Genomic DNA, 18,905 nt, shown 5'->3' on the forward strand with positions numbered 1-18,905 from the left:
AACTGGGAGTTTCGCAACTGCTTATCTGCACCTATCCGCACGCTGCGCTTGGCTTCGCGCGATTCTGCAAGACCGACTAGCTAGGCACGCGACGCCAGGAGCCTGATTCCCGCAATCCCGAATACAACGGCCAGGCATCCTTCCATTGCGCGACGAGCCCGCACGTACATTCTACGAGCCAAGCCCGTCGAAAACAGCACGGCATAACCGCCGAACACCAAACATCCGATGGCCGCGCAGCCGGCAACTACAACACTGTGGGCAGATCCCGTGCTGTTCGACGATAGTGCAACAATTGAAACCCACACGAGAATGGCTTTCGGGTTGGTGAGATGGAGCATCGCCCCGCGGACGTAGACGCTCCTCGATGTCTGCGTTCGTTCCAGTTCCATTACGGATGCAGTTGCTGTCTCAAGGGCTCTGCGTCCGGACTTAAAGGCCAGCCATAAGAGATATAGACCACCAAAAATCTTGACTGCAATGATGAATTGAGAATAGGCGATCAGGGCAGCCGACACACCTAGCGTTGCCACCATCGCCCAAAACATCGATCCAGAGATGACACCAAGTGCGAATATCAACCCTGCTCTCCTGCCGTGATTGGCCGCTATTGACATAATCGCAAGGTTGCTCGGTCCGGGACTCGCGGTGCCAACGAAGTACGCTGCATAGGTAAGCAGCAGGTTTGTCGAGAAGAAAGTGTTTCCAGTCATGTTTGAGGTTCCAGAAATGGAAAGGCGTCGAAATTGGCAAACTCAGCTCGAGCGATGTCACGAGTGGCTTTCAGCGTGACGCGTGCCTTTTCGCGCCATCTGCGCGCGACTCGGCGCTCGCAGACGCTCCGCTCGACCTCACCGGCCAGCAGTGCGTGAATGTCGGGTGGAACCAGCGCTGCTTCCGCCTCAGGCGTCAATTCGTGGTCCGGCCGAAGCGTAATGATCATGGGGTTACAAGATCTTCATGTGTTTGGCTTCAGCGATCATCGGGCTTCTCCAAAATAGGCGGAAGTGGCAATATTGACATCCTTCGAGGAATATCAGACATCCTGCCCGAGCGATAAGACCGGCGAATGGCGCCTCAAGGCCGAAAAGCATTGATTCCAGGCTTCTGGGTAATTCTGCGTCCGACTGCGGCGTGCCGTGACCTGCACGGAACCGATCGAATTGGCCGGAAAACCACTTTGCTGCCGCACCGCAGGAGATGGCCGAACTGAGTCAAACGGTCGGGGCCGCTTTCGTGAATGCCTCCTCAGTCCGACGGTCGAAAACCCGTGTTTCGCTAGCGGGCGGGAGCTGAGCCAGACGGCAGATCAACGCGCCAACGTTTCGTGAACTCAACTAACACGATTGAATCGACGTCTGCGCGGACCGGAAGTAGCGTCCCTGAAAAGCGCTTCGGTCGAGGCCTGTTCGATTTATTGAACCATTGTCTGGCGAGCGCTCCGACGCGTGCGCGTCGGAGCGCTTCGCGCTTCAGGCGCGCAAGGGCCTTAACCCCGTGCGCACTTCGTTCGCGAAGATCATCGGTTCTTCCCATGCCGCGAAGTGTCCGCCCGTTTCGGGTTTGTTGAAGTAAATCAGGTTGTGATAGGCCTTTTCGGTCCAGGTCTTCGGCGCCTGGTAGTTTTCTCCGGGAAAAGCGCTCACAGCCGCAGGCACGTTGACGTCGGCCGCGAGGAAGAAATTCGCGTGCGACTCCCAATAGAAGCGCGCCGCCGAGATGCCGGTGTTGGTCAGCCAGTAAAGCGTGATGTCGTCGAGTATGTCGTCTCGCGTCAGCGCGCCTGCCGAATGACCGTTGACGGGATGACCAAGCACGGCTGCACTCAACGCCGCCGCGGGCTGGCCGTAGCCGTCGCCGTGGTCGAGTAGCCAGGACGCCAGCGCGACGGGCGAGTCGGCGAGTCCGTAAAGCGTCTGCGGGCGCGTGCCCATTTCGAAAGCGTAGCCGCGCTTCTTTTTGAAGTTGGCACTCAACTGCTCATACGCGTGCTTTTCCTCGTCCGATAATCCGGCAGGCATCGCGTCGCCCGCGGCCAGCGACTTCAGAATCTCCGCCGGAACGGAGGCAGGGAAGTTCACATGAATGCCGATCAGCTCGGGCGGCGCCTGTTTGGCCATGATGTTGGTGACAATCCCGCCGAGATCGCCACCTTGCGAAGCAAAGCGCTCATAGCCGAGGCGTTTCATCAATGTGACCCACGCCCGCGCGGTGAGCTCCGGTCCCCAGCCCGTTGTGGTGGGTCTCGCTGAAAAGCCGTAACCGGGCAACGATGGAATCACGAGATGAAAGGCATCCGAAGCCGGCGCGCCGTACGCAGTCGGATTGACGAGCGGGTCGATGATCTTGAACTGTTCAATGACCGAGCCGGGCCAGCCGTGGGTTACGATCAACGGCATCGCGTTTTCTTGCTTCGACCGCACGTGGATGAAATGGATATCGAGTCCGTCAATCTCAGTGATGAACTGCGGATAGGAATTCAGCCGCGCTTCGCATTTGCGCCAGTCGTAGCCGGTTGCCCAATATTGCGCGAGTCCCTGAATAGTAGCGAGCTGAATGCCCTGTGATTCGTGGGGCACCGTCTCGCGATCCGGCCAGCGCGTGGTCTTGATGCGGCGCCGCATGTCGACGAGTTGCGAGTCGGGGACGTGAACGTGGAACGGCCGGATCGCCGTCTTGTCGCCGTTCGCGGGTTCGGTGATCTTGCCGATTGCCGTGCTCGTTTCCGCGAAGGCGAGCCGGTTCAGCGAGCCTGCCGCGAGCGCCGCGGCGGCAATTCCGACAAAGTGCCGGCGCGATGAGGATTGGGGCGTGTCTTTTGACATGGGATCGGTCTCCTGCCTCGGATCAGCGTGTTGCGTTGCGCGTGAAGTCTGCAATGTGCAGTCTCACGAAGTCGTACATGCTCATGGGTTTGCGGCCCGTGAGTTCGAACAGGTCGTTCGTCATGCGGTCGTATCGTCCCTTAGCGTGCAGGTCGGCCATCACGGCCAGATGATCGACGACGTGATCGGGAATGCCAAGTTCGCGTAATTTGCCCGACCACGGTGCGACAGGCACATTCCGGTAACGGATGGGCCGGCCGAGCGCCTCTGAAAAGACGCGTGCGGCATGCTCGAGATCCGTCGATTCCAGGCCCGTCAGGTTATAGATCTTGCCGATATGTGGCCCCGGGTTCTCGAGAATCACCGATACCGCATTCGCAACGTCAACGCCTGAAATGGGCGACGTCCTGCTGTTGCCGAGCGGAAGCGCGAGTTCGTCGTTGTCGCGCACGCCGGCGGCGCCCAGTGTCAGGAAGAAGCTCTCGAGAAACGCCGTCGGCCGTACCGTGACGACGGGCAGCCCCGACCACTGCATGACCTGTTCGGCCAGCCAGTGCAGCTTGTGCTGGGGACTGTCGGTTGTCTCCGTGATGCTCATTTCCGTGACCGTCATCTGCGACATGTTCACGATGGCTTCGACGCCATGATGACGTGCCACGGCAGCGAAGTTCACGGTTGCCTCGAGATAGGCCGGGGAGACGGACATGCCGAAGTAGACGCGCGAGCAGCCGTCGATCGCGCGGTGCATCGCGGTGAGATCGGTGAGATCGCCGGCCACGACTTCGGCGCCAAGTCGGCGCAGTTCGTCTGCACGTTCGTCCTCTTTGCGGACCAGCGCCCGTACCTTGTAGCCCTTCGCGAGCAACGACGTGGTGACGCTTCGGCCGATTCCACCAATCGCGCCTCCGGCCCCCGTCACGAGAATGGGTCTATCGTGTGCAAGTTGAGTCGTCATTCCAGTTACCTTTCGAATTGAGTTCAGTTACGTCGAAGCCAGACCGCTTGAGCGCGCCGACCGCGTCACGCATCCGGCTTCACTTCATTTATATATGTGCATATGCACATAAATTTGCGAAATTGTTTGCAAACCTGCTTGATCAACGCGACGACGGAGCATCATTCTGCGCGCCTTGCAGAAAGCCGAGGATTGTCTTCGTAACCAACTCGGGCTGCTCCTCCTGGATAAAGTGCCCGCTGTTCTCGATGTCGACGGCGCTCATATTGACAGCCTTTTCTCCGACGACCATTTTCATCCACTTGTATGCGGGACCACCCAACACGAGAACGGGCATTTTCAGCTCTTCATAATCCTTGTTGTCACTGACGTCCTGAGGGAACGCCTGATACCACGCGTTACCCGCGCGGATCGCGGCGGCGCTGTCATAGGCGTGCTCGTACACGGCGCGGTCGCGCGCATCGACTGCTTGCTCATTCACAAGAAAGTAGTGGAAGAGCCAATCCTGTTCAAGCCGGACGCGCCCTGCCAGCAGCTTTTCCGGCAAACCTCTGACCTGATTGAACGCGAACCACCACAGGTTCGGGCGCGCCGAACCCAGCTTGTCACCGTATGCGCCTTGGGCAGGTAGAAGGGGAAACGTCTGCAGGCTATCGTCGGGATGCGGAAACTCCATCATCACCAGCTTGTCGGTGGCTTGCGGATAGTTCTCCGCATAGGCGAACGCCACGGCCGAGCCGATGTCGTGTCCCGCGATCGTAACCTTGTCATACCCCAGCGATTGGGTCAGCTCATGGATATCGGCGGCCATCGTTTTTTTATCATAGCCGTCGGCGGGTTTCGACGATGCGCCCATGCCGCGCAGATCCACCACGATCACGGTGTAGTGCCCGGCGAGCGCCGGCATGATCTTGTGGAAGGTCCACCACGTTTCGGGCCAACCGGGCAGCAACACGAGCGGATCGCCCTTGCCGCCAACCACATAATGCAGGTGTACGCCGTTCACGGTTGCATAGCCATTTCTGAATCCGGGCAGCGACTTCACCAGCGTACCGTCCGAGACGTCGGTCTTTGCGCCCACGGGCTTGCGCGCATGCGTGGCGACTGGCGTATCCATTGCGGACGTCTGCGTGTGGCCAGGGGAAGCAGCCGCCATCAGCGCCGCGACGACGATACTCGCGGAGCCGGTCCTGATCATTGCTTTCAAGGCAAACTCTCCTTCAATAGAGGAACGACTCGTGGTTCGCAGAGATCACGCAGCCTGGGTGCGCAGATCGTTGGAACCCTGGTTGTCGACGATCGTCGGGTGCGAAGCGCGTTCGTGCACATGCGCGGTCGGCGTACGGTCGATCATCAGACTCAGCAGTTCAGGGCGGTTGTAGTGGCCGGCCGAGTCCATCAGCATCTTGCGGCGGTCGATTTGCGTGAAGTCGAGATCGACGATCACTTCGCCTTCACCGGAGCGAAGCGGCTCGGCCATCAGCATGCCGTCAGGAGCGACGATCGTGGTGAAGCAGCCGCCCGAGATCGGACCGATTCCACAACCGGTATCTTTCATGATTTGCGCCTGCTGGTCCGCGTCCAGCCACGCCGTTGCATTGACGACGAACGCGCCGGATTCGAGCGCATGCTGGCGGATGTTGATTTCCATGCGCTGGGTAAATCCCTCGCCAAAGGCGGAACCCGGGTACATCGCCGAATGGATCTGCTCGCCGTCGGCGATCATCGCGTAGCGGGCGAGCGGGTTGTTGTGCTCGAAGCATGCGAGCTGGCCGATGCGGCCGACTGCGCTGTCGACTGCACGCAGGCCCGAGCCATCTCCCTGGCCCCAGATCATGCGTTCGAAATGCGTCGGCGTGATTTTGCGGCGGCGCTGGATCAGCGTACCGTCAGCATCGAAGAGCAATTGTGTGTTGTACAGCGTGCCGCCATCGCGTTCATTGACCCCAATGGACACGACCATGCCGGCCTTTCGCGCGGCTTCGCCGATCGCATCGGTGGCAGCGGACGGCACAGTCACAGCCTGTTCGAGCAGGCGCAGATGTTCGGTGCCCGACAGAAGTTCGATGCCCGTCTGGACGGCCGCAAAGTAAGGGTAATAAGGCACGACCGTTTCGGGAAAGGTGGCGAACTGCACGCCTTTCTGGCCGAGTTGGTGGATCTTCTGCACGACCTTGGCGACGGTTGCTTCACGGCTATAGAGCACCGGGCTGAACTGGACGGCGGCGGCTTTGACGACTTTCATGACAAACTCCTTGACGAGGGGGAGGGGTACCAGGCGTTGGTCGATCTTGCATATGCAACATCGACCGAAAAACTTCAAACCATGCGCACCGGCAATTTGCGCGCGATATTCATGAGCTCATAGGCGCTGCCTTCGCCGAGGAGGTGCGTCGCGTGGCTCTGTGCAGCCGACCACCCGCTCCCGGCGTGTTTGAGTAGTGCTTTGCCTTCGTGCGTGAGCGAGAGCGGGCGGCTTCGACCATCGGTTGTCGGCACGCCCTCGGCAACCCAGCCCTGCGCGATCAGCGGCTGCAGATTCCTTGTCAGCGTCGAGCGCTCGTGATGATTCCGTCGGCCCAGATCTGAGCGGCTAATAGGCCCGAACTCCGCGATCAGCACGAGCAATGAGAACTGCGGCGCCACGAGGCCGAACGGACGCAACGCATCGTCATAAACAGAGGTCAGGACACGGGAGATTTGTCGGGCGCGCGTCATCAGGCAATTGCGCGCGATCTGGCTGCTCAGCGGTTCATCCGCGGTGCGGTCCCGTTCAACGGTTTTGTTCGACTCGTGTTGCATATGCACTACCTCGGTAAGCCCAGTTTTTGCGGTGCGATGTTTTGCTCGCGATGGGCGTATTTGAGCGGATGAACGTATCTCGCTCGTGTCCGAAAGCCGGTTTTGTGTAAGCGTGCGTATCCCTATCTGTTGTAGATACGTTGAGATACAAAAGTACAGGGCGGGCAAGAGGGAGGGAAATGACGAGGGCTGCGGCGTGACGATCTCGCGAGAACCTCAGCCGCCGTTACGGCCTGACTCGGCTTCTATATTCTCCGCCGCGGCACGCGAGAACCGCATTTGATATTCACTCGGCGACAACCCGGTCTTGCGCTTGAACAATTGCCGAAATGTGCTGATATCGCCATAACCGACACGCTGACTTACCGCCTCAAGCCCAATGGGCCGTGTTTCCAGCAAACGCTTCGCTACCTCGATGCGCAGATTCTGCAGATACGTCAACGGTGCGAGTCCGACGGCTTCCTTGAAACGGCGATTGAGCGTGCGTTCGCTGACAGCAAGCGACGCCGCCAGATCGCTCAGCCGGAATCCCTGCTGCAACGTAGCCTCCATCTGCTGCTGGGCGCGTGCGACGAGCGTGTCGGTATGCCCATGTTCGTCGAGAAGCGTTGCAAAGGAAGCCTGCGAAGTCCGATTCATGTCGATCAACAGCGCCTTCGCGGTCATCGTGGCGAGTTCTTCGCCGGCGAATGTTTCGACGAGCCGCACCGCGAGATTCAGATATGACGTCACGGAACCGCCCGAGATGATGCCGTCTTGCGCGATCAGCAGTTCCTGAGCGCGAACTTCAACGCGCGGATAACGGCGCGCGAAGTCCGCCGCCCTCGCCCAGTGGGTCGTGGCGGCGCGGCCATCCAGCAGGCCGGCCTCGGCGAGCAGGTAATTGGCCGTGCAGTAAGCCGCCAGCACGGCGCCTGCCTTGCGTTGCCGCCTCAGCGCGGAAGACAGCGCGTTCAACTGCTCGCGGCGCCCGATGAACTCATCGATGTTCGAGAAAAATGGCGCCGTCAGCAGAACGGCGTCCGCCCGTTTGCGCGGGTCGATCTTGCCGTCAACGTGAATGGTCTGGCCCGACGCAGCCGTGACGGGTTGCCCGTCGAGAGATTCAACGCGCCATGCAAACACGGGCGCGGATATCGTGCCCGGTGCAGCCTTGCGTGCATGGAACTGATTGGCCGCGCTGAAGACATCAACAGGGCCCGCAACGCCGGACGCCAGGATTCCGTCATAGACCCAGATGCGGACGATGGCCATTGCGTGTCTGAAATTCCCTGAATAATGGCGATACTGCCCCTTCCGGCAGCAGGAGTAAACCCCGATCATGGCCACATCCAATGACCTGATAGCAGGAGCAGCACCATGCCGATGATCGATGCACTGTGGCCCGAAGACGCCTTGAGGCCCGAGGCCGAAGCGCGCCTCGTCAAGGAACTGACCGACATCCTTAGCAAGGCGGAAGGGTACGATCCCGCTAATCCGGTCGCACAGCGTGTCACCGTGTTCCATCTTCATCGGCCTGCTGCGATCTACATCGCTGGCGAACGCACGAACACGATACGCTACCGGATCATTCCGTCTGCACCCGAAGGGCAATACACCGACGAATCGCGTCGCTCGCTCGTCAGAAGCGTCACGGAAGCGGTGGCGCGTGCGGAGAACCGGCCGTTCGATGACGTCGCGCCGCGCGTCTGGGTCTTCCCGACCGAAATTCCGGATGGCGCCTGGGGGACGCGCGGAACGAGCTGGATGCTGCCCGATATCCATGAGCTGCTGGCAGGCGAGTCTGAGCGCGGCGCGGGCGTTGGACGCCTCGCGCGACGCCGCCTCGAAAAGGCGCGCACTACGCTCGAAGCAGCGCTCGATGCCGCTAGCGCAGGCATGACGAGCAAACCGCAACTGGAGCGCGCATCATGAAATTCAATGACACGGCCCCCGTGCTGTCGCCCGCAGGCGGTCCGCCGCTCTGGCTGGCGCGGCTCGCCGAGGACGCGACGCTCGAAGCTACCGTCCTGAAGCGTCCGATCGAGGGACGAGCCGATATTCTCTCCTTGATCAAACACGCGGTCTCGCTCTACGAATTCCAGCATCACAGCTACAAGGGCGAGGTCTGCAACGGTTTGTACATGGAATCCTATCGCTCGCAGATCCAGGGCGTTCCGATCGAAACAGTGGTCGTCGCGCATCTGAACGAACAGGGCGAGACGGATTCCGTGGTCATTAATCATCGCCCGCTTAACGCAGCGTTGCTGTTCTCGAAACGGATGTCGGAGCTCGTCGATGAGCGCTTCCGCGATTGCTATCTGACGGGGCCAGAAACTGCGGCGCTAAATGCGGCATCTGCCGCGGCCTCACGCGAGGCTGGTTGCATCGACGAATTGCCGTAATGAAGGATCCGTCGATCGAAGTAGTGGGAATTTTGCAATGACCGAGGCTCTTGATGGCGCACGCGAACAGTGTCGCGCGAGCCGCCCGACCGAGCGGCTAAAGATCGCACTCACGGACGTTTGGCTGGAGGATCAGCCGCTTCGACTCGACATTCTCACTGCGGTACTCGAGGCAGCATCATGAAACGTCTTTTTCTTAATCTGATAACAGCCTTTGTGCTGGTCGCTTCTGCTGGAGTCTCCATGGCGCACACCACGCCGATGCCCGCCACGCCAACCACGAAGATATTGGCGATTGGAACCTTTCCGCCGGGCACGGACATGCAACTTGTCCAACACATTCTTCCGACCGAGGTCAGCGAGACGGCGCAGCTCTACCTCGAGGGCAGGATCGACCAGTGGTATTCACTGCAAGACCGGGCCGGGGTGGTATTCATCCTGAACGTTACGGACGTCAGTCAGGCGCATGACATGCTTGAGGAACTTCCCTTGGGGAAAGCGCACTTGATGACATTCTCGTTCCTCCCAATAGGCCCGCTGAAGCCGTTGAGTAAGCTTTTGAATCCGTCTTCCCCGCAGTAGAAAGCGCCAGAGCGTACTGGGCTGCTGCGCCGCTGGTTTTCTTGAAGAGGCAGGCAACGTGGGCAGACTATCTCGCCGTTGGGGCGACGAAGGCGGTGGTAGACACAGACGGGCAACGGCATGACGCGCGCGAGTCGTTTGACCTGGCCACGGCCTCAATGACGGGCCGTGTTAGACGCGCCCGTGCGAGGCCACCACGAAGCTGGTCCTGTGTGATGGTCGCGAAGTCGAACGGGTTCCCGTGAGACTTCGCGACCAACGTGTCGCGTTCGACTCCTAGCGCAAGGGGCTTGCGTTTCAACTGACTCATCGAATACTCGGCGGACCTCCCGCGCTGCACTGGCAGACGGTTCTAGTGCGAAAGACGAGGGGCCGATCCGTGGTCGCTTGCTGTCGTCCCAACGGGGAAAACGCTGCAGTTCAAACGACTCGCGGGTCTGACGGCAGCAAAGCTCAGCATTGTCGCCGTTGGTCGAAGGTCGCACCGCGGCAGGCGCTGTGCCAAACCTCGTTGATGCCCGCGAAATCAGCCTGGCGGGTGAGGAAAACCGTACCCTTGTCGACGCTCTCCATTGAGGATCCAGCGGCCTCAACGATGGCTTGGACCTTCTTGAGAACCATATCTGTTTGAAGACGAATGTCGGGTCCGGCGTCGCCCGAAACTTGCCCCCAATACATAGATAACGTTGCCTACGCGTATGCCCGGCGAATATGAAGTCGCTCCTGGGGCCACTCCGGCAGGCGACACAACCTTTCGCGTCGACTGTGAATTTTCAGGTCCCGTGCAAGCAGCCACGAATTTTGCAAGGCAAACGAGTACAGCCAGCCGCGCACGAACTGTTGACATGATCGCGCTCGTCGCTTCGAGATTGTGAGGCAGTAAAGAACGTCGAACGGCCCTTACTTCGTGAATTCGCGTGGCCGCAAGGAATGGTAGGTGATTCTGGCGACGGTCAACCTGACCCGAAGAAGGCAAATGGTGGTCGGCGAATACAGCGGTCAATTCTGTGCCGGAAAGCCGGACATCGGCCAATTTGGGCCGCTCCATGAAGCCCACTTCGCGATGCTGACCGCGATTGAATCGGCAGCGTGACCGCCCAGCGTTCCACTTAACAATCGAGAAAACTGTCCGAACTAAGAGGGCCAGCGCTGTCTAGCTACGGCGCGCACGACATCGCACGAGCCGTTCGCATGGACCATGTCCTGTTGGTCGGTGGATTTAGCCCTTTCTTAAGGGCGTGTCCGAATTTGGAGTTTCTCCAGTTTGTACAGGCGCAATGCGCGTCAGTACCGCTCCCGCTGACGCGCCCACCATCATGCGACTTCTATTGTCCGAAGAAAATATCGCAATTCGGAGCAGCACTGCATTGGCCCTGAACATGGGCCCTCGGAGCCATGGGTTTTTGCGCGCCTGCGGCCATGCTGGTCCCACCGGGCATACCGCCGTAGGAGGTGCTATCGACGGTCGACGGCGGGGTGGCATCCGCGTTTTGCTGCATGGTCGGAGTGGCCTGCGGTGCCGCGGCGTCTTGTGACTGTTGCGCCTGTGCTGCGCCCGCCACGGCGAACACGCCAACGACCATTGTCGCGACTACGATTCCTAGTTTCACTTTCAGCTCCTAGTTGATGCGCAAACAGCCAATCAGATAGCTCTGCGGGCTGCTCACTGTGGGATTTCCGACTGGCGGCCCGACCCTCGTCAAACGGGTCGTTTGCTCAGAACGGGCGAAGATCGGTTGGATGCATCATCGTGACACCCTCTGCCGACGTGGTAATAACCTTCCCGCTAAACGCGCGAGTAGAAACCTCGCGTTGACAGGCTGAGGGAAAGGAATCCGCTCAAATTCTGCCGATGGACTTTGTGAGTCCGAGTGCGCAATAAGGAGCGCGCAATACTCAAGGTAGGCCTGTCATTAAGCGACCGCAATCCCAATCAATGAGGGATACTATTGTCTGGGTCGCTTTTGTCGTTGCGGCTCTTTGTCGACGACGCTACAACTTGAAAATGCACGCGATAATCTCGATGAAAGAAACGCCCCAAGAAGCAGTGCTCCGAGGCGAAAGAAAGATGCCAATCTCAAACTGGGCGGTGTCCTTTCTGACGTACTTGGCGGCAGCGCGCGCGATCCTGAAGGCCATCATCTCGTCTGAGGACGATCCGGTGCCGCTCGCGGCAATGGCGCAAGGGTCACGCGCGCAAGAAGACGAGTGAACTCCGCGAGGCATTGTGCAGGCGCTTAACCTCCCATCACCGTACGATGCTCGCGCTCCATTTGCAACTCATCGACGCCCTTGCGGCGCCGCTCCCAGACGACGCAAACGCTCTTCGGCGCCACGGTGCGGCGCCTTGGGCATTGGTGAAATCCGGAAAAAATGAGTGGGGAAATCGTGCGGCTTGGCAGGGAGAAGAGACGGTTCGTTCGTCGCAAGGATACGTTTAACAGGGAAAGATGATATTTTCCATGACTCGAATTTTTGAGGGTGATGGTGGAGTTTGGGAGAATGACGATCGTCTCCGACATCGAGGTACTGGACCTGAGCAAGCGCGTGCTGGACTTGATGAAGAGTGCGACGAGAGAAGTCCTATACCGGTGCCGGCGTCGCCTTGCCAAGGAACCGGACGTCGCGTACGACAGACTATTCAATTCATTCGTCAAGCAGATGGATACCGACATCGCTCACAGTGCCGATCGGCTCTATCAGTTAGTCTGGACGCGCGCTATCGATTGCATGTGCTATCTGCTCTTCGAAGGGATGTTTCCTGAGCTCGGGGCATATCGCCTATGGTCACGCAAACGATGCTGCCCATTGGCCGGCGTCGCAGGGAGCACTGTTGCGCAAGCCAGGCGTGCGCGAAATGCTGGGCGAGCAAATGAACCTCTTCGGGGTAGAACCGGCCTTTTACCTTCGTAAGGTCATCCTCGAACCGCTCGCGCGTGCTCTCGCCGTGGCCGAGGCAATTCGCTCGTCCGATGATCCAAAGTCTCCGGAGCGTCCAGAAGCCTTGCCCCCTGCGCGTGTCAGAAGTTATCCACTTGGAGGCCACCGATATCGACAGAATTGAAATGAACGCGTGCCACCCGTGAACGTGAGAGCAAAGGCCGAAAGGTGTGCCTACTCCTTAAAGCTCCTGCACCTGGACCGGCGCGCCCGGCTTACCCGCCACTTGCGGAGCGATTACGAGATAGCGACGCCGGTCGCGCTCCGTGCTTGCCCCCGGTGCAACAACCTGGCGAATCTGGCCCAGCGCATTGACAATCGCAGCGCCGGCGGGGTTCGTGTTGAAGTTGGCGAGCGGCTCCACGTCGCCGCTGCCATCGGATTTGTCCGAGAAGCCCAGCACATAGGGCTGCTTGGGCTGTAGCCCGGTGACGGCAGCCTGGAGAACCTGGACCAGCCCCTGATCGAAAAGCGTGACGGTGGTAGGAGCGCTCGCGGCGCCCGCCGGTTTGGCCCTGCCAACGGAAATCAGCGCAAGATGGGTGCTTTGCCCCGCCAGCCCGAGCGGTTGCGTATTCTGCGTTCCCTCGCCCTCCGGCACGGCGTTCGGCACGTAAGCCACTGCCTGTGGCGCCTGCCCGATCGGCACGTTGGCGATGACCGTGTTGGTCAGCGTATCGATCGCGGCCATCGCGTCGGCGTTCTCAAGGCCCACATAAACGCGGCTGCCGTCGCCGGACGGCCAGATGCCATGCGGCAGGTTGCCGACCGGAATCGTTGCGACCTGCGAAAAGTCGTCGGTCCGGAATACCTTCACCTGATTCAGGCCGCCCACGGTCACATAGGCAAACATACCATTTGCGTTGTGCACGATGTTGACGTGATTGGTGATCGGACCGGTGTCGATCGTCTTCAGCAACGCAAAGGGTGGGCGCGCATCGAATACCTGGGTCTTGCCCACATCCTTCAGTGTGAACCAGACCTGCTTGCCGTCCGGCGTCGCCGCGAGGTCAGGACAGAACGGGCTTGCCTGCTCGACCTTGCCAACAATCTTGTGGTCGGCCACAGAGATCACCTCGATTTCTGGATTGAACGACGAACACACGTATCCATAGTTGCCGTCCGGAGAAAAGATCTGCATGCCGGGGCCGGCGGGAACGGTAATGCGCGTCTTTTCTTCGAAAGTCTTGCCGTCAAGGACATCGACATAGTTTTCGCCACGCACGGTTACCCAGACTTCCTTGCCGTCGGGTGTGAAGAACGCCTCGTGCGGCGAACGCCCGACGTAGGTGACGTGCTTGATCGCGTTCGTCTGTGTGTCGATGATCGTGACGGAATTGGAGCCGATCGACACCACTGCGAGCGTGCGATGGTCTGGCGAGAAGCCCATCCCGTGCACGAGCACCTGGCCGCGATATAGTGGGCTGAAGTTGGCGGGCGCCGGGTCACCGAGGCGAATGACACCGACCAGGTGGTTGTCCGCGGGATCGATCACGGAGACTGTGTTGGAGAACTGCTCGGCCGCATACACGCGATCATGGTGGCTGACCGGGATGTCCGGATCGGACAGCAAACCGGGAGCCTGGCCAGCCGGAACAGACCGCGCAGCAGCGAGGCCGATGACCGCGAGGGCGATGACAGCGGCAGATGTGGGTTTCATCTTGGCTCCTTTTGCATGTTCATGCGAGTGTTGTCACGGGACATCGAATGTGCCGTCGCCGGGGCGGACGCGGGCGTCGTTTGGTCCGGTATAGGGGCGGGCGCGGGCAGCGTCTGACCCAGCGCAAGCCGCATCGCGACGATTTCCTGCTGCTGCTCGACCACGATTTCCTGAGCGATGCGTCGCAGTTGCTCGTTGTGTCCATAGCGCAACTCGGCCTGCGCCATGTCGATTGCGCCTTGATGGTGCGGCGCCATCATCGCCACGAAGTCCCAGTCGACGTCGCCGGTCGGCTTGATGGACATCCCGTCCATCATCTTCGTCATCGCCCTTTCGTTTTCTGCGAGGAAGGGTGCCTCTTCGGCATTCGTACTGGCAGGTCCAGCGGCGAACGTGAGAGCAGATGTGCCCACTATCGCCGCGAGGGCCGCGAGTACAATCGACGAGCATTTGAGCAGGCGAAAAAAGGATCGCATGAGAGGAACTCCTGTACACAAAGCGGATGGGCATTCATGTAGCGCACACGGACGTGAGACCGATTAATCCACGCGCTGCAACTTCGTCTTGAAGCAACCCCACGCGAATGCAGATTTTTATCGACTGGGGGATGTAGGCAAAGCCCTCTTCGAGCAGCGCTTCGTTGTTGTTGAGGCCCCCTCAACAACATATTCGCGTGGAGAAACCGGATCTGACTTCCGCGCCCGCCTGCCTGAGACATAGCGTGGATACGGAGCGGCGAGGATTGTCGTTCGCTTTGGAAGCGTCGCGCAAGCGAGCCGATCACCACTCCACACAGATTTCATTCTTCACATCAAACAGCGGGCCTATACCGCGCGCGCGGATCCCCGGCCAATGCGCGGCTCCGCGGGCAATGGAAACGCTCGACGAAATCGACATTGATTCAGTCTAGTTCCTGCGCAGGGAGTCGGCCTGCGATCCGGATCTGAGCCGTCATCGCGAGAACGACTGCAACGCGCGAGACGTGCCCAGCGCCCATTCCTGTTCAGCGTACGAAGGCAAGCGCTCGATTATGAATTGCGAGTGAAGGGCTTGTGCCATCGTTCCGTATCGTGCTTGGCGCGGGGCGACCGGTCGTTGCCGCAAGTCGCGGGCGCAGCGCCGGGAAGGACATCCGGGGACCCGGACAGCGATCGACGACAGTCGGTCGAACTCGACGTCAACGATGTCGGCGAGGCATGCTCGGCGGTCGATGGTGCCTGGTCGAGATTCGGTGGAATCGATGTAGGGTGAACAACGCCGGCTGTGGGTACGATGGCTTCTTCAAAGGGCTGACCGTTGAAGACGCGCGCGTGGTTCGAGACCAATCTGTTCGGCGTGTTCAACCTGACGAGAGCTGCTTTTCGGGCGATGGGCGCCGCGCATAACCATCGCATCTTCAATATCTTATCCCTGGGCGGAATGCGTGGTCGTCGGACGGCCACGCTCTACTGCGCGAGCAAGTTCGTGCTGGAAGAATTCTCGGAGTCGCTGGCCAAGAAAGTATCGCCGTTCGGCTATTTGTGACAATTGTGGAGTTGTGTCCCTTCCGCACGGACTTCCTGAACTTCGAGTCGTTTGGCTCGGACACGATCCGGTCGCGGACTACGACCTGCGCCGTGAGGAACCCACGCTATTATGAGGAGATCAAAACGCCGTTTGCAGTGTATGTTCCGCTCGATGCACAGGTCGCGGAGATGCATTCCGCAGTCTGATCGCACTGGACCCGCTGATTTTTACAGTAAATCATTCGCTTGTTCAAAGCTCGCGCGCGGAGCCACCTTGAGGACGTGATTGTCAAGCTTTCCCCGGCGCCGCACGCAAGGACCTGGAATGCGCCATCGAAACTTCCAGGTCCGTCGTTGCTTTTAGGGCCTCCTTTTCCTAATCTGATCGGAGGGGCTCGGGCCAATGTAGTCGGCGAGTCGCAATGCACTCCACTGGAGGTCGCAATGAATTTTAATCGAACTGAGACAGCGGTGGTTTTCATTGACCCGCAAGTCGACGTGTTAAGTAACAAGGGAAAGAACTGGGGTGCAGTTGGAGCAAGCGTGACAGAGAACAAGACGGTTGAAAACATGCTGCGAATCTTCAAAGCGGCAAGGTCCGTAAAGTACCCGGTCTTCATATCCCCACACTATTTTTTCCCTACCGATCGAGCCTGGAAATTCAATGGCCCGTTGGAGACGGATGAATTCGCTACCGGTACGTTTGCGCGTAGTGGTCCGTTAAATCTGGAAGGCTTCGAAGGCTCAGGCGCTGACTGGCTCGACGAATTCAAGCCTTACATCAACGACGGCGAGACGGTTGTCGTCAGTCCGCACAAGGTGTTCGGACCGCAGACCAATGATCTCGTCCTTCAGTTGCGCAAGCGTGGAGCGAGAAGGGTGGTGTTGGGGGGCATGCTTGCCAACATGTGCGTGGAGTCACATCTGCGCGATCTGCTCGAACAGGGATTCGAGGTCTTTGTTGTCAGTGATGCCACAGCGGGGCCGCGTCATCCCGTTTGGGGCGACGGATACAAGGCGGCAATGATCAACTACGCGTTTCTCGCGCACGGCGTAATGACTACCGAAGAAGTTGTGGCTTCCATGGTATGACGCACTGACGGACTACTGAGCGCCTGCTCACCCCATCACAATGTCGCATGGATCGCGGGTTCTTACTCGTAGTTCATGTTTCTTTTAATGGTCGCCTCGGAAAGGAGATTGGTCGATGAACACGGTCACGACCAAAGACGGCGTTGAGATCTTCTTCAAGGACTGGGAAGCGGACAGCCCATTGTTATCTCACACGGATAGCCACTGAGCGCCGACGATTGGGACGCCCAGATGATCTTCTTCCTGAACCACGGCTTCCGTGTCATTGCGCATGACCGTCGGGGTCCGGGCGGTCGACCCAGACGACCGACGGTCACGACATGGATCACTATGCCCATGATCTCGCAGCCGTTATCGAGCATCTCGACCTTAAAAGCGCTGTTCGAGATGCCTTGTGATGAGTTCGAGCGCGTAGTCGGGCCGTCGTTTGCTGGTCTTGCTGATCAGCTCCGCCCGGGCTGCATCGAGATCGATACGGCCGTCGATCTCTTTCAACGTGAGCACGAGTAGCTGAACGAGCGGTCCGTCTAATAGACCTAAACGCGTGCCGACGATGGCCGGCACGGAAGGGCCGGTAGTCTTTCACAGGGGGCGCTGAACAAACGGCGTGATGCCCCGCGCGCATCTCAAACGGCGCGCGGCGATGAGCGGTACAGCAAAGTTCAACAGGCGGCTTCGGCGCGGGCGACGAGGGTGCGGGCAGTCCTGCACCCAGCCGAGAAGCAAACCTTGACGGCGCCTACTGGACCTAGGCGCATGATCAGGCATCGTTGCAGCCGCTGAGCTGACCGGCAAACCGTTCGGCATCTCACGTACGTCGCGCGAAATCCGACGGGGTCAACTCGACGTTCGCTGATGGATGGGCGAGCGCCTTGCGTGCGGCAATCGCGGCGATTCGCTGGTAGCCATCGCCGAAGCATTTGAGCGTGCGAGCGTCGCTTGCGCCCGGTTCAAGCCAGAAATACGCTTCGAGCGCCTCGAGGGTGACCACGCACTCGACTGAGCCATTGGCTCGTACGAGGTCGAACGCAACACCGCGGCGATGTGCGAGGATGCAGGGTGCTGTCGCTGCGGCTTCCATGATTAAACTGTATCAATTAAGTTAGGCGAGAGCGCGAACGCTGGCCCGCGGAATAGAACGCGAGACCGATCCGGTGCTACCAATCGATACGGTGCTTGTCTTCCGTTTCCCGATGCCGCCGGTCATCGTCGATATGCAGGTACAGGCTGGTCGTGGTCATTGAAGCATGACCCAGATTGTCACGAACGAGCCGAAGATCAACCTTTTGATCTGCCATGTGAGAGCCGGCGCTGTGACGTAGCCAGTGGGCGGAAGCTTTCTCCAATAAGTCTGCACGCGCCGAAGCGCCATCTCGCTCGCGCAGTCGCGCAGCCGCCTTCGCAAAGACGTCCTTGACGATCGCGTGCAGTCCGGCGCGCGTCAGCGGCGCGCATGTCTGCGCCCGGTCATTGGCTGCGGTTGCGCCAATCGGCAAAACCAACGGCGTCTCTTCATTGGGCGAGGGCAGTGCGCTGAGGCCCAGTTGCTGGCGATAGCGCGAAAGCTCCATCATCATCTCCCGAGTCGCGGGGACGAGTCGCTCCTTGCCCTTTGCCGTGAACGGTCAGCCACCAGCGAAGGGCGCCGTCGGCGTCGCGCCGCACGAAAAACTGGCCCATGGTGTTCGTGCCAACTTCAGCAATACGCAAACCACCCAGATACAGCAGCGTGAAAAGCCACCGCACCCGGTACGCATGCGCACGCGCGCGATCGGTGTCGCGCGGCAGCGTCGCGATGGTGTCCTTGACTTCCTGCCAGAGGGTCGGCTCGAGATAGCGGGTGATGCGAGGAGCGGCGTGTTTGGTGCGCTGCCGAGAGAGCGAAAGCGGGTTGCCGGCCAAATAGCCCGCCTGCACCAGCCACGCAAACAATGCGTTGAGAATGACGATCGCCTGGCGCTGACTCGCGGGCGACAGGGGCCCATAGAACGGCCGCCACCGTGCATCGTGGCGAGGGTGCTTGCGACCACCGCCGGCGACCCAGGTCGCGGCGGGTCGCGGATCGGCCAGGAATTGCTGGTAGCGCAGACAATCTTCGTGGGTGAGTGACGAGAGCGGCTTGTCGAGCATCACAAGCGACCAGAGCAGCAAGCGCTCGGC

21 protein-coding genes and 2 pseudogenes are annotated in these 18,905 nt (G+C 59.7%); 8 read left to right on the forward strand and 15 right to left on the reverse strand.

The genetic code is table 11. From position 1 onward, the window contains the following. Positions 1-80: 80 nt before the first annotated feature. From AWB81_RS33295 to AWB81_RS33330, 8 genes are all read right to left on the reverse strand, one after another. Positions 81-713 carry a LysE family translocator gene (locus tag AWB81_RS33295; RefSeq protein WP_062641559.1) on the reverse strand — a complete coding sequence of 211 codons (633 nt, stop codon included), beginning with the start codon at positions 711-713 and terminating at the stop codon, positions 81-83. Beyond that, positions 710-943, reverse strand: a complete 234-nt coding sequence (locus tag AWB81_RS33300) for a hypothetical protein (RefSeq protein ID WP_062641562.1) — start codon at positions 941-943, stop codon at positions 710-712. The genes AWB81_RS33295 and AWB81_RS33300 overlap by 4 nt, the downstream gene beginning before the upstream one ends. 529 nt (positions 944-1,472) lie before the next feature. After that, positions 1,473-2,825 (reverse strand): epoxide hydrolase, encoded by a 1,353-nt coding sequence (locus AWB81_RS33305; protein WP_062641564.1) that lies wholly within the window; start codon positions 2,823-2,825, stop codon positions 1,473-1,475. 22 nt (positions 2,826-2,847) lie between these two features. Beyond that, a complete protein-coding gene (locus AWB81_RS33310) occupies positions 2,848-3,780 on the reverse strand; it encodes an NmrA family NAD(P)-binding protein (RefSeq protein ID WP_062641566.1) in 933 nt (310 codons plus the stop codon). Positions 3,781-3,922: 142 nt separating this feature from the next. Then, positions 3,923-4,978: an alpha/beta fold hydrolase gene (locus AWB81_RS33315; RefSeq protein WP_235026038.1), complete on the reverse strand. Its 1,056-nt coding sequence runs from the start codon at positions 4,976-4,978 to the stop codon at positions 3,923-3,925. Between the two features lie 54 nt (positions 4,979-5,032). Beyond that, complete coding sequence (locus AWB81_RS33320; protein ID WP_062641567.1) at positions 5,033-6,025, reverse strand: carbon-nitrogen hydrolase family protein; 993 nt, start codon at positions 6,023-6,025, stop codon at positions 5,033-5,035. Positions 6,026-6,099: 74 nt separating this feature from the next. Beyond that, positions 6,100-6,582 carry a MarR family winged helix-turn-helix transcriptional regulator gene (locus tag AWB81_RS33325; RefSeq protein WP_062641569.1) on the reverse strand — a complete coding sequence of 161 codons (483 nt, stop codon included), beginning with the start codon at positions 6,580-6,582 and terminating at the stop codon, positions 6,100-6,102. A 216-nt stretch (positions 6,583-6,798) separates the two neighbouring features. Further along, on the reverse strand, positions 6,799-7,905 hold the full coding sequence (locus AWB81_RS33330) for a GlxA family transcriptional regulator (protein ID WP_374730535.1): 1,107 nt from the start codon (positions 7,903-7,905) through the stop codon (positions 6,799-6,801). A 36-nt stretch (positions 7,906-7,941) separates the two neighbouring features. Here AWB81_RS33330 and AWB81_RS33335 point away from each other — a divergent pair, with 36 nt between their 5' ends. The 3 genes from AWB81_RS33335 to AWB81_RS33345 all read left to right on the forward strand — a co-directional run bounded on the left by AWB81_RS33335 (position 7,942) and on the right by AWB81_RS33345 (position 9,548). Beyond that, a complete protein-coding gene (locus AWB81_RS33335; RefSeq protein ID WP_062641573.1) occupies positions 7,942-8,496 on the forward strand; it encodes a tautomerase family protein in 555 nt (184 codons plus the stop codon). Then, complete coding sequence (locus AWB81_RS33340; RefSeq protein ID WP_062641575.1) at positions 8,493-8,966, forward strand: hypothetical protein; 474 nt, start codon at positions 8,493-8,495, stop codon at positions 8,964-8,966. Before AWB81_RS33335 ends, AWB81_RS33340 begins: the two co-directional genes overlap by 4 nt. 180 nt (positions 8,967-9,146) lie before the next feature. After that, a complete protein-coding gene (locus AWB81_RS33345) occupies positions 9,147-9,548 on the forward strand; it encodes a hypothetical protein (protein WP_235026037.1) in 402 nt (133 codons plus the stop codon). 453 nt (positions 9,549-10,001) lie between these two features. Here the strand turns inward: AWB81_RS33345 and AWB81_RS33350 are convergent, their stop codons facing one another. Beyond that, positions 10,002-10,226 carry a RidA family protein gene (locus tag AWB81_RS33350; RefSeq protein WP_062641576.1) on the reverse strand — a complete coding sequence of 75 codons (225 nt, stop codon included), beginning with the start codon at positions 10,224-10,226 and terminating at the stop codon, positions 10,002-10,004. Between the two features lie 259 nt (positions 10,227-10,485). Between AWB81_RS33350 and AWB81_RS45995 the strand changes: the two genes are divergently transcribed. Continuing rightward, on the forward strand, positions 10,486-10,641 hold the full coding sequence (locus tag AWB81_RS45995) for a hypothetical protein (RefSeq protein ID WP_159938980.1): 156 nt from the start codon (positions 10,486-10,488) through the stop codon (positions 10,639-10,641). A 232-nt stretch (positions 10,642-10,873) separates the two neighbouring features. Here the strand turns inward: AWB81_RS45995 and AWB81_RS33355 are convergent, their stop codons facing one another. Then, positions 10,874-11,158, reverse strand: coding sequence for a hypothetical protein (locus tag AWB81_RS33355; protein ID WP_144444239.1), 285 nt, complete (start codon positions 11,156-11,158; stop codon positions 10,874-10,876). A 413-nt stretch (positions 11,159-11,571) separates the two neighbouring features. Here AWB81_RS33355 and AWB81_RS33360 point away from each other — a divergent pair, with 413 nt between their 5' ends. Next, positions 11,572-11,760, forward strand: coding sequence for a hypothetical protein (locus AWB81_RS33360; protein ID WP_144444240.1), 189 nt, complete (start codon positions 11,572-11,574; stop codon positions 11,758-11,760). Between the two features lie 909 nt (positions 11,761-12,669). Here AWB81_RS33360 and AWB81_RS33370 read toward each other — a convergent pair. Then, complete coding sequence (locus AWB81_RS33370; RefSeq protein ID WP_062641579.1) at positions 12,670-14,148, reverse strand: YncE family protein; 1,479 nt, start codon at positions 14,146-14,148, stop codon at positions 12,670-12,672. Beyond that, complete coding sequence (locus tag AWB81_RS33375) at positions 14,145-14,624, reverse strand: DUF305 domain-containing protein (RefSeq protein WP_062641581.1); 480 nt, start codon at positions 14,622-14,624, stop codon at positions 14,145-14,147. Before AWB81_RS33375 ends, AWB81_RS33370 begins: the two co-directional genes overlap by 4 nt. An 820-nt stretch (positions 14,625-15,444) precedes the next feature. Here AWB81_RS33375 and AWB81_RS33380 point away from each other — a divergent pair. The 3 genes and pseudogenes from AWB81_RS33380 to AWB81_RS33395 form a co-directional block, all read left to right on the forward strand. Beyond that, complete coding sequence (locus AWB81_RS33380) at positions 15,445-15,672, forward strand: SDR family NAD(P)-dependent oxidoreductase (protein WP_062641583.1); 228 nt, start codon at positions 15,445-15,447, stop codon at positions 15,670-15,672. Between the two features lie 425 nt (positions 15,673-16,097). Next, positions 16,098-16,745 (forward strand): cysteine hydrolase family protein, encoded by a 648-nt coding sequence (locus AWB81_RS33390; protein WP_062641587.1) that lies wholly within the window; start codon positions 16,098-16,100, stop codon positions 16,743-16,745. A 115-nt stretch (positions 16,746-16,860) separates the two neighbouring features. Then, positions 16,861-17,128: pseudogene (locus tag AWB81_RS33395) on the forward strand (alpha/beta fold hydrolase); the annotation flags it as partial. Here AWB81_RS33395 and AWB81_RS45060 read toward each other — a convergent pair. The 3 genes and pseudogenes from AWB81_RS45060 to AWB81_RS33405 all read right to left on the reverse strand — a co-directional run. Next, positions 17,115-17,309 (reverse strand): hypothetical protein, encoded by a 195-nt coding sequence (locus AWB81_RS45060; protein WP_144444241.1) that lies wholly within the window; start codon positions 17,307-17,309, stop codon positions 17,115-17,117. The pseudogene AWB81_RS33395 and the gene AWB81_RS45060 sit on opposite strands and share 14 nt — an antisense overlap. Positions 17,310-17,553: 244 nt before the next feature. Beyond that, positions 17,554-17,826: a DUF1488 family protein gene (locus AWB81_RS33400; protein ID WP_062641590.1), complete on the reverse strand. Its 273-nt coding sequence runs from the start codon at positions 17,824-17,826 to the stop codon at positions 17,554-17,556. A gap of 76 nt (positions 17,827-17,902) precedes the next feature. Next, a pseudogene (locus tag AWB81_RS33405) lies at positions 17,903-18,905 on the reverse strand (tyrosine-type recombinase/integrase); the annotation flags it as partial.

The organism is Caballeronia arationis (assembly GCF_001544975.2).
GTDB classification, from domain to species: Bacteria; Pseudomonadota; Gammaproteobacteria; order Burkholderiales; family Burkholderiaceae; genus Caballeronia; species Caballeronia arationis.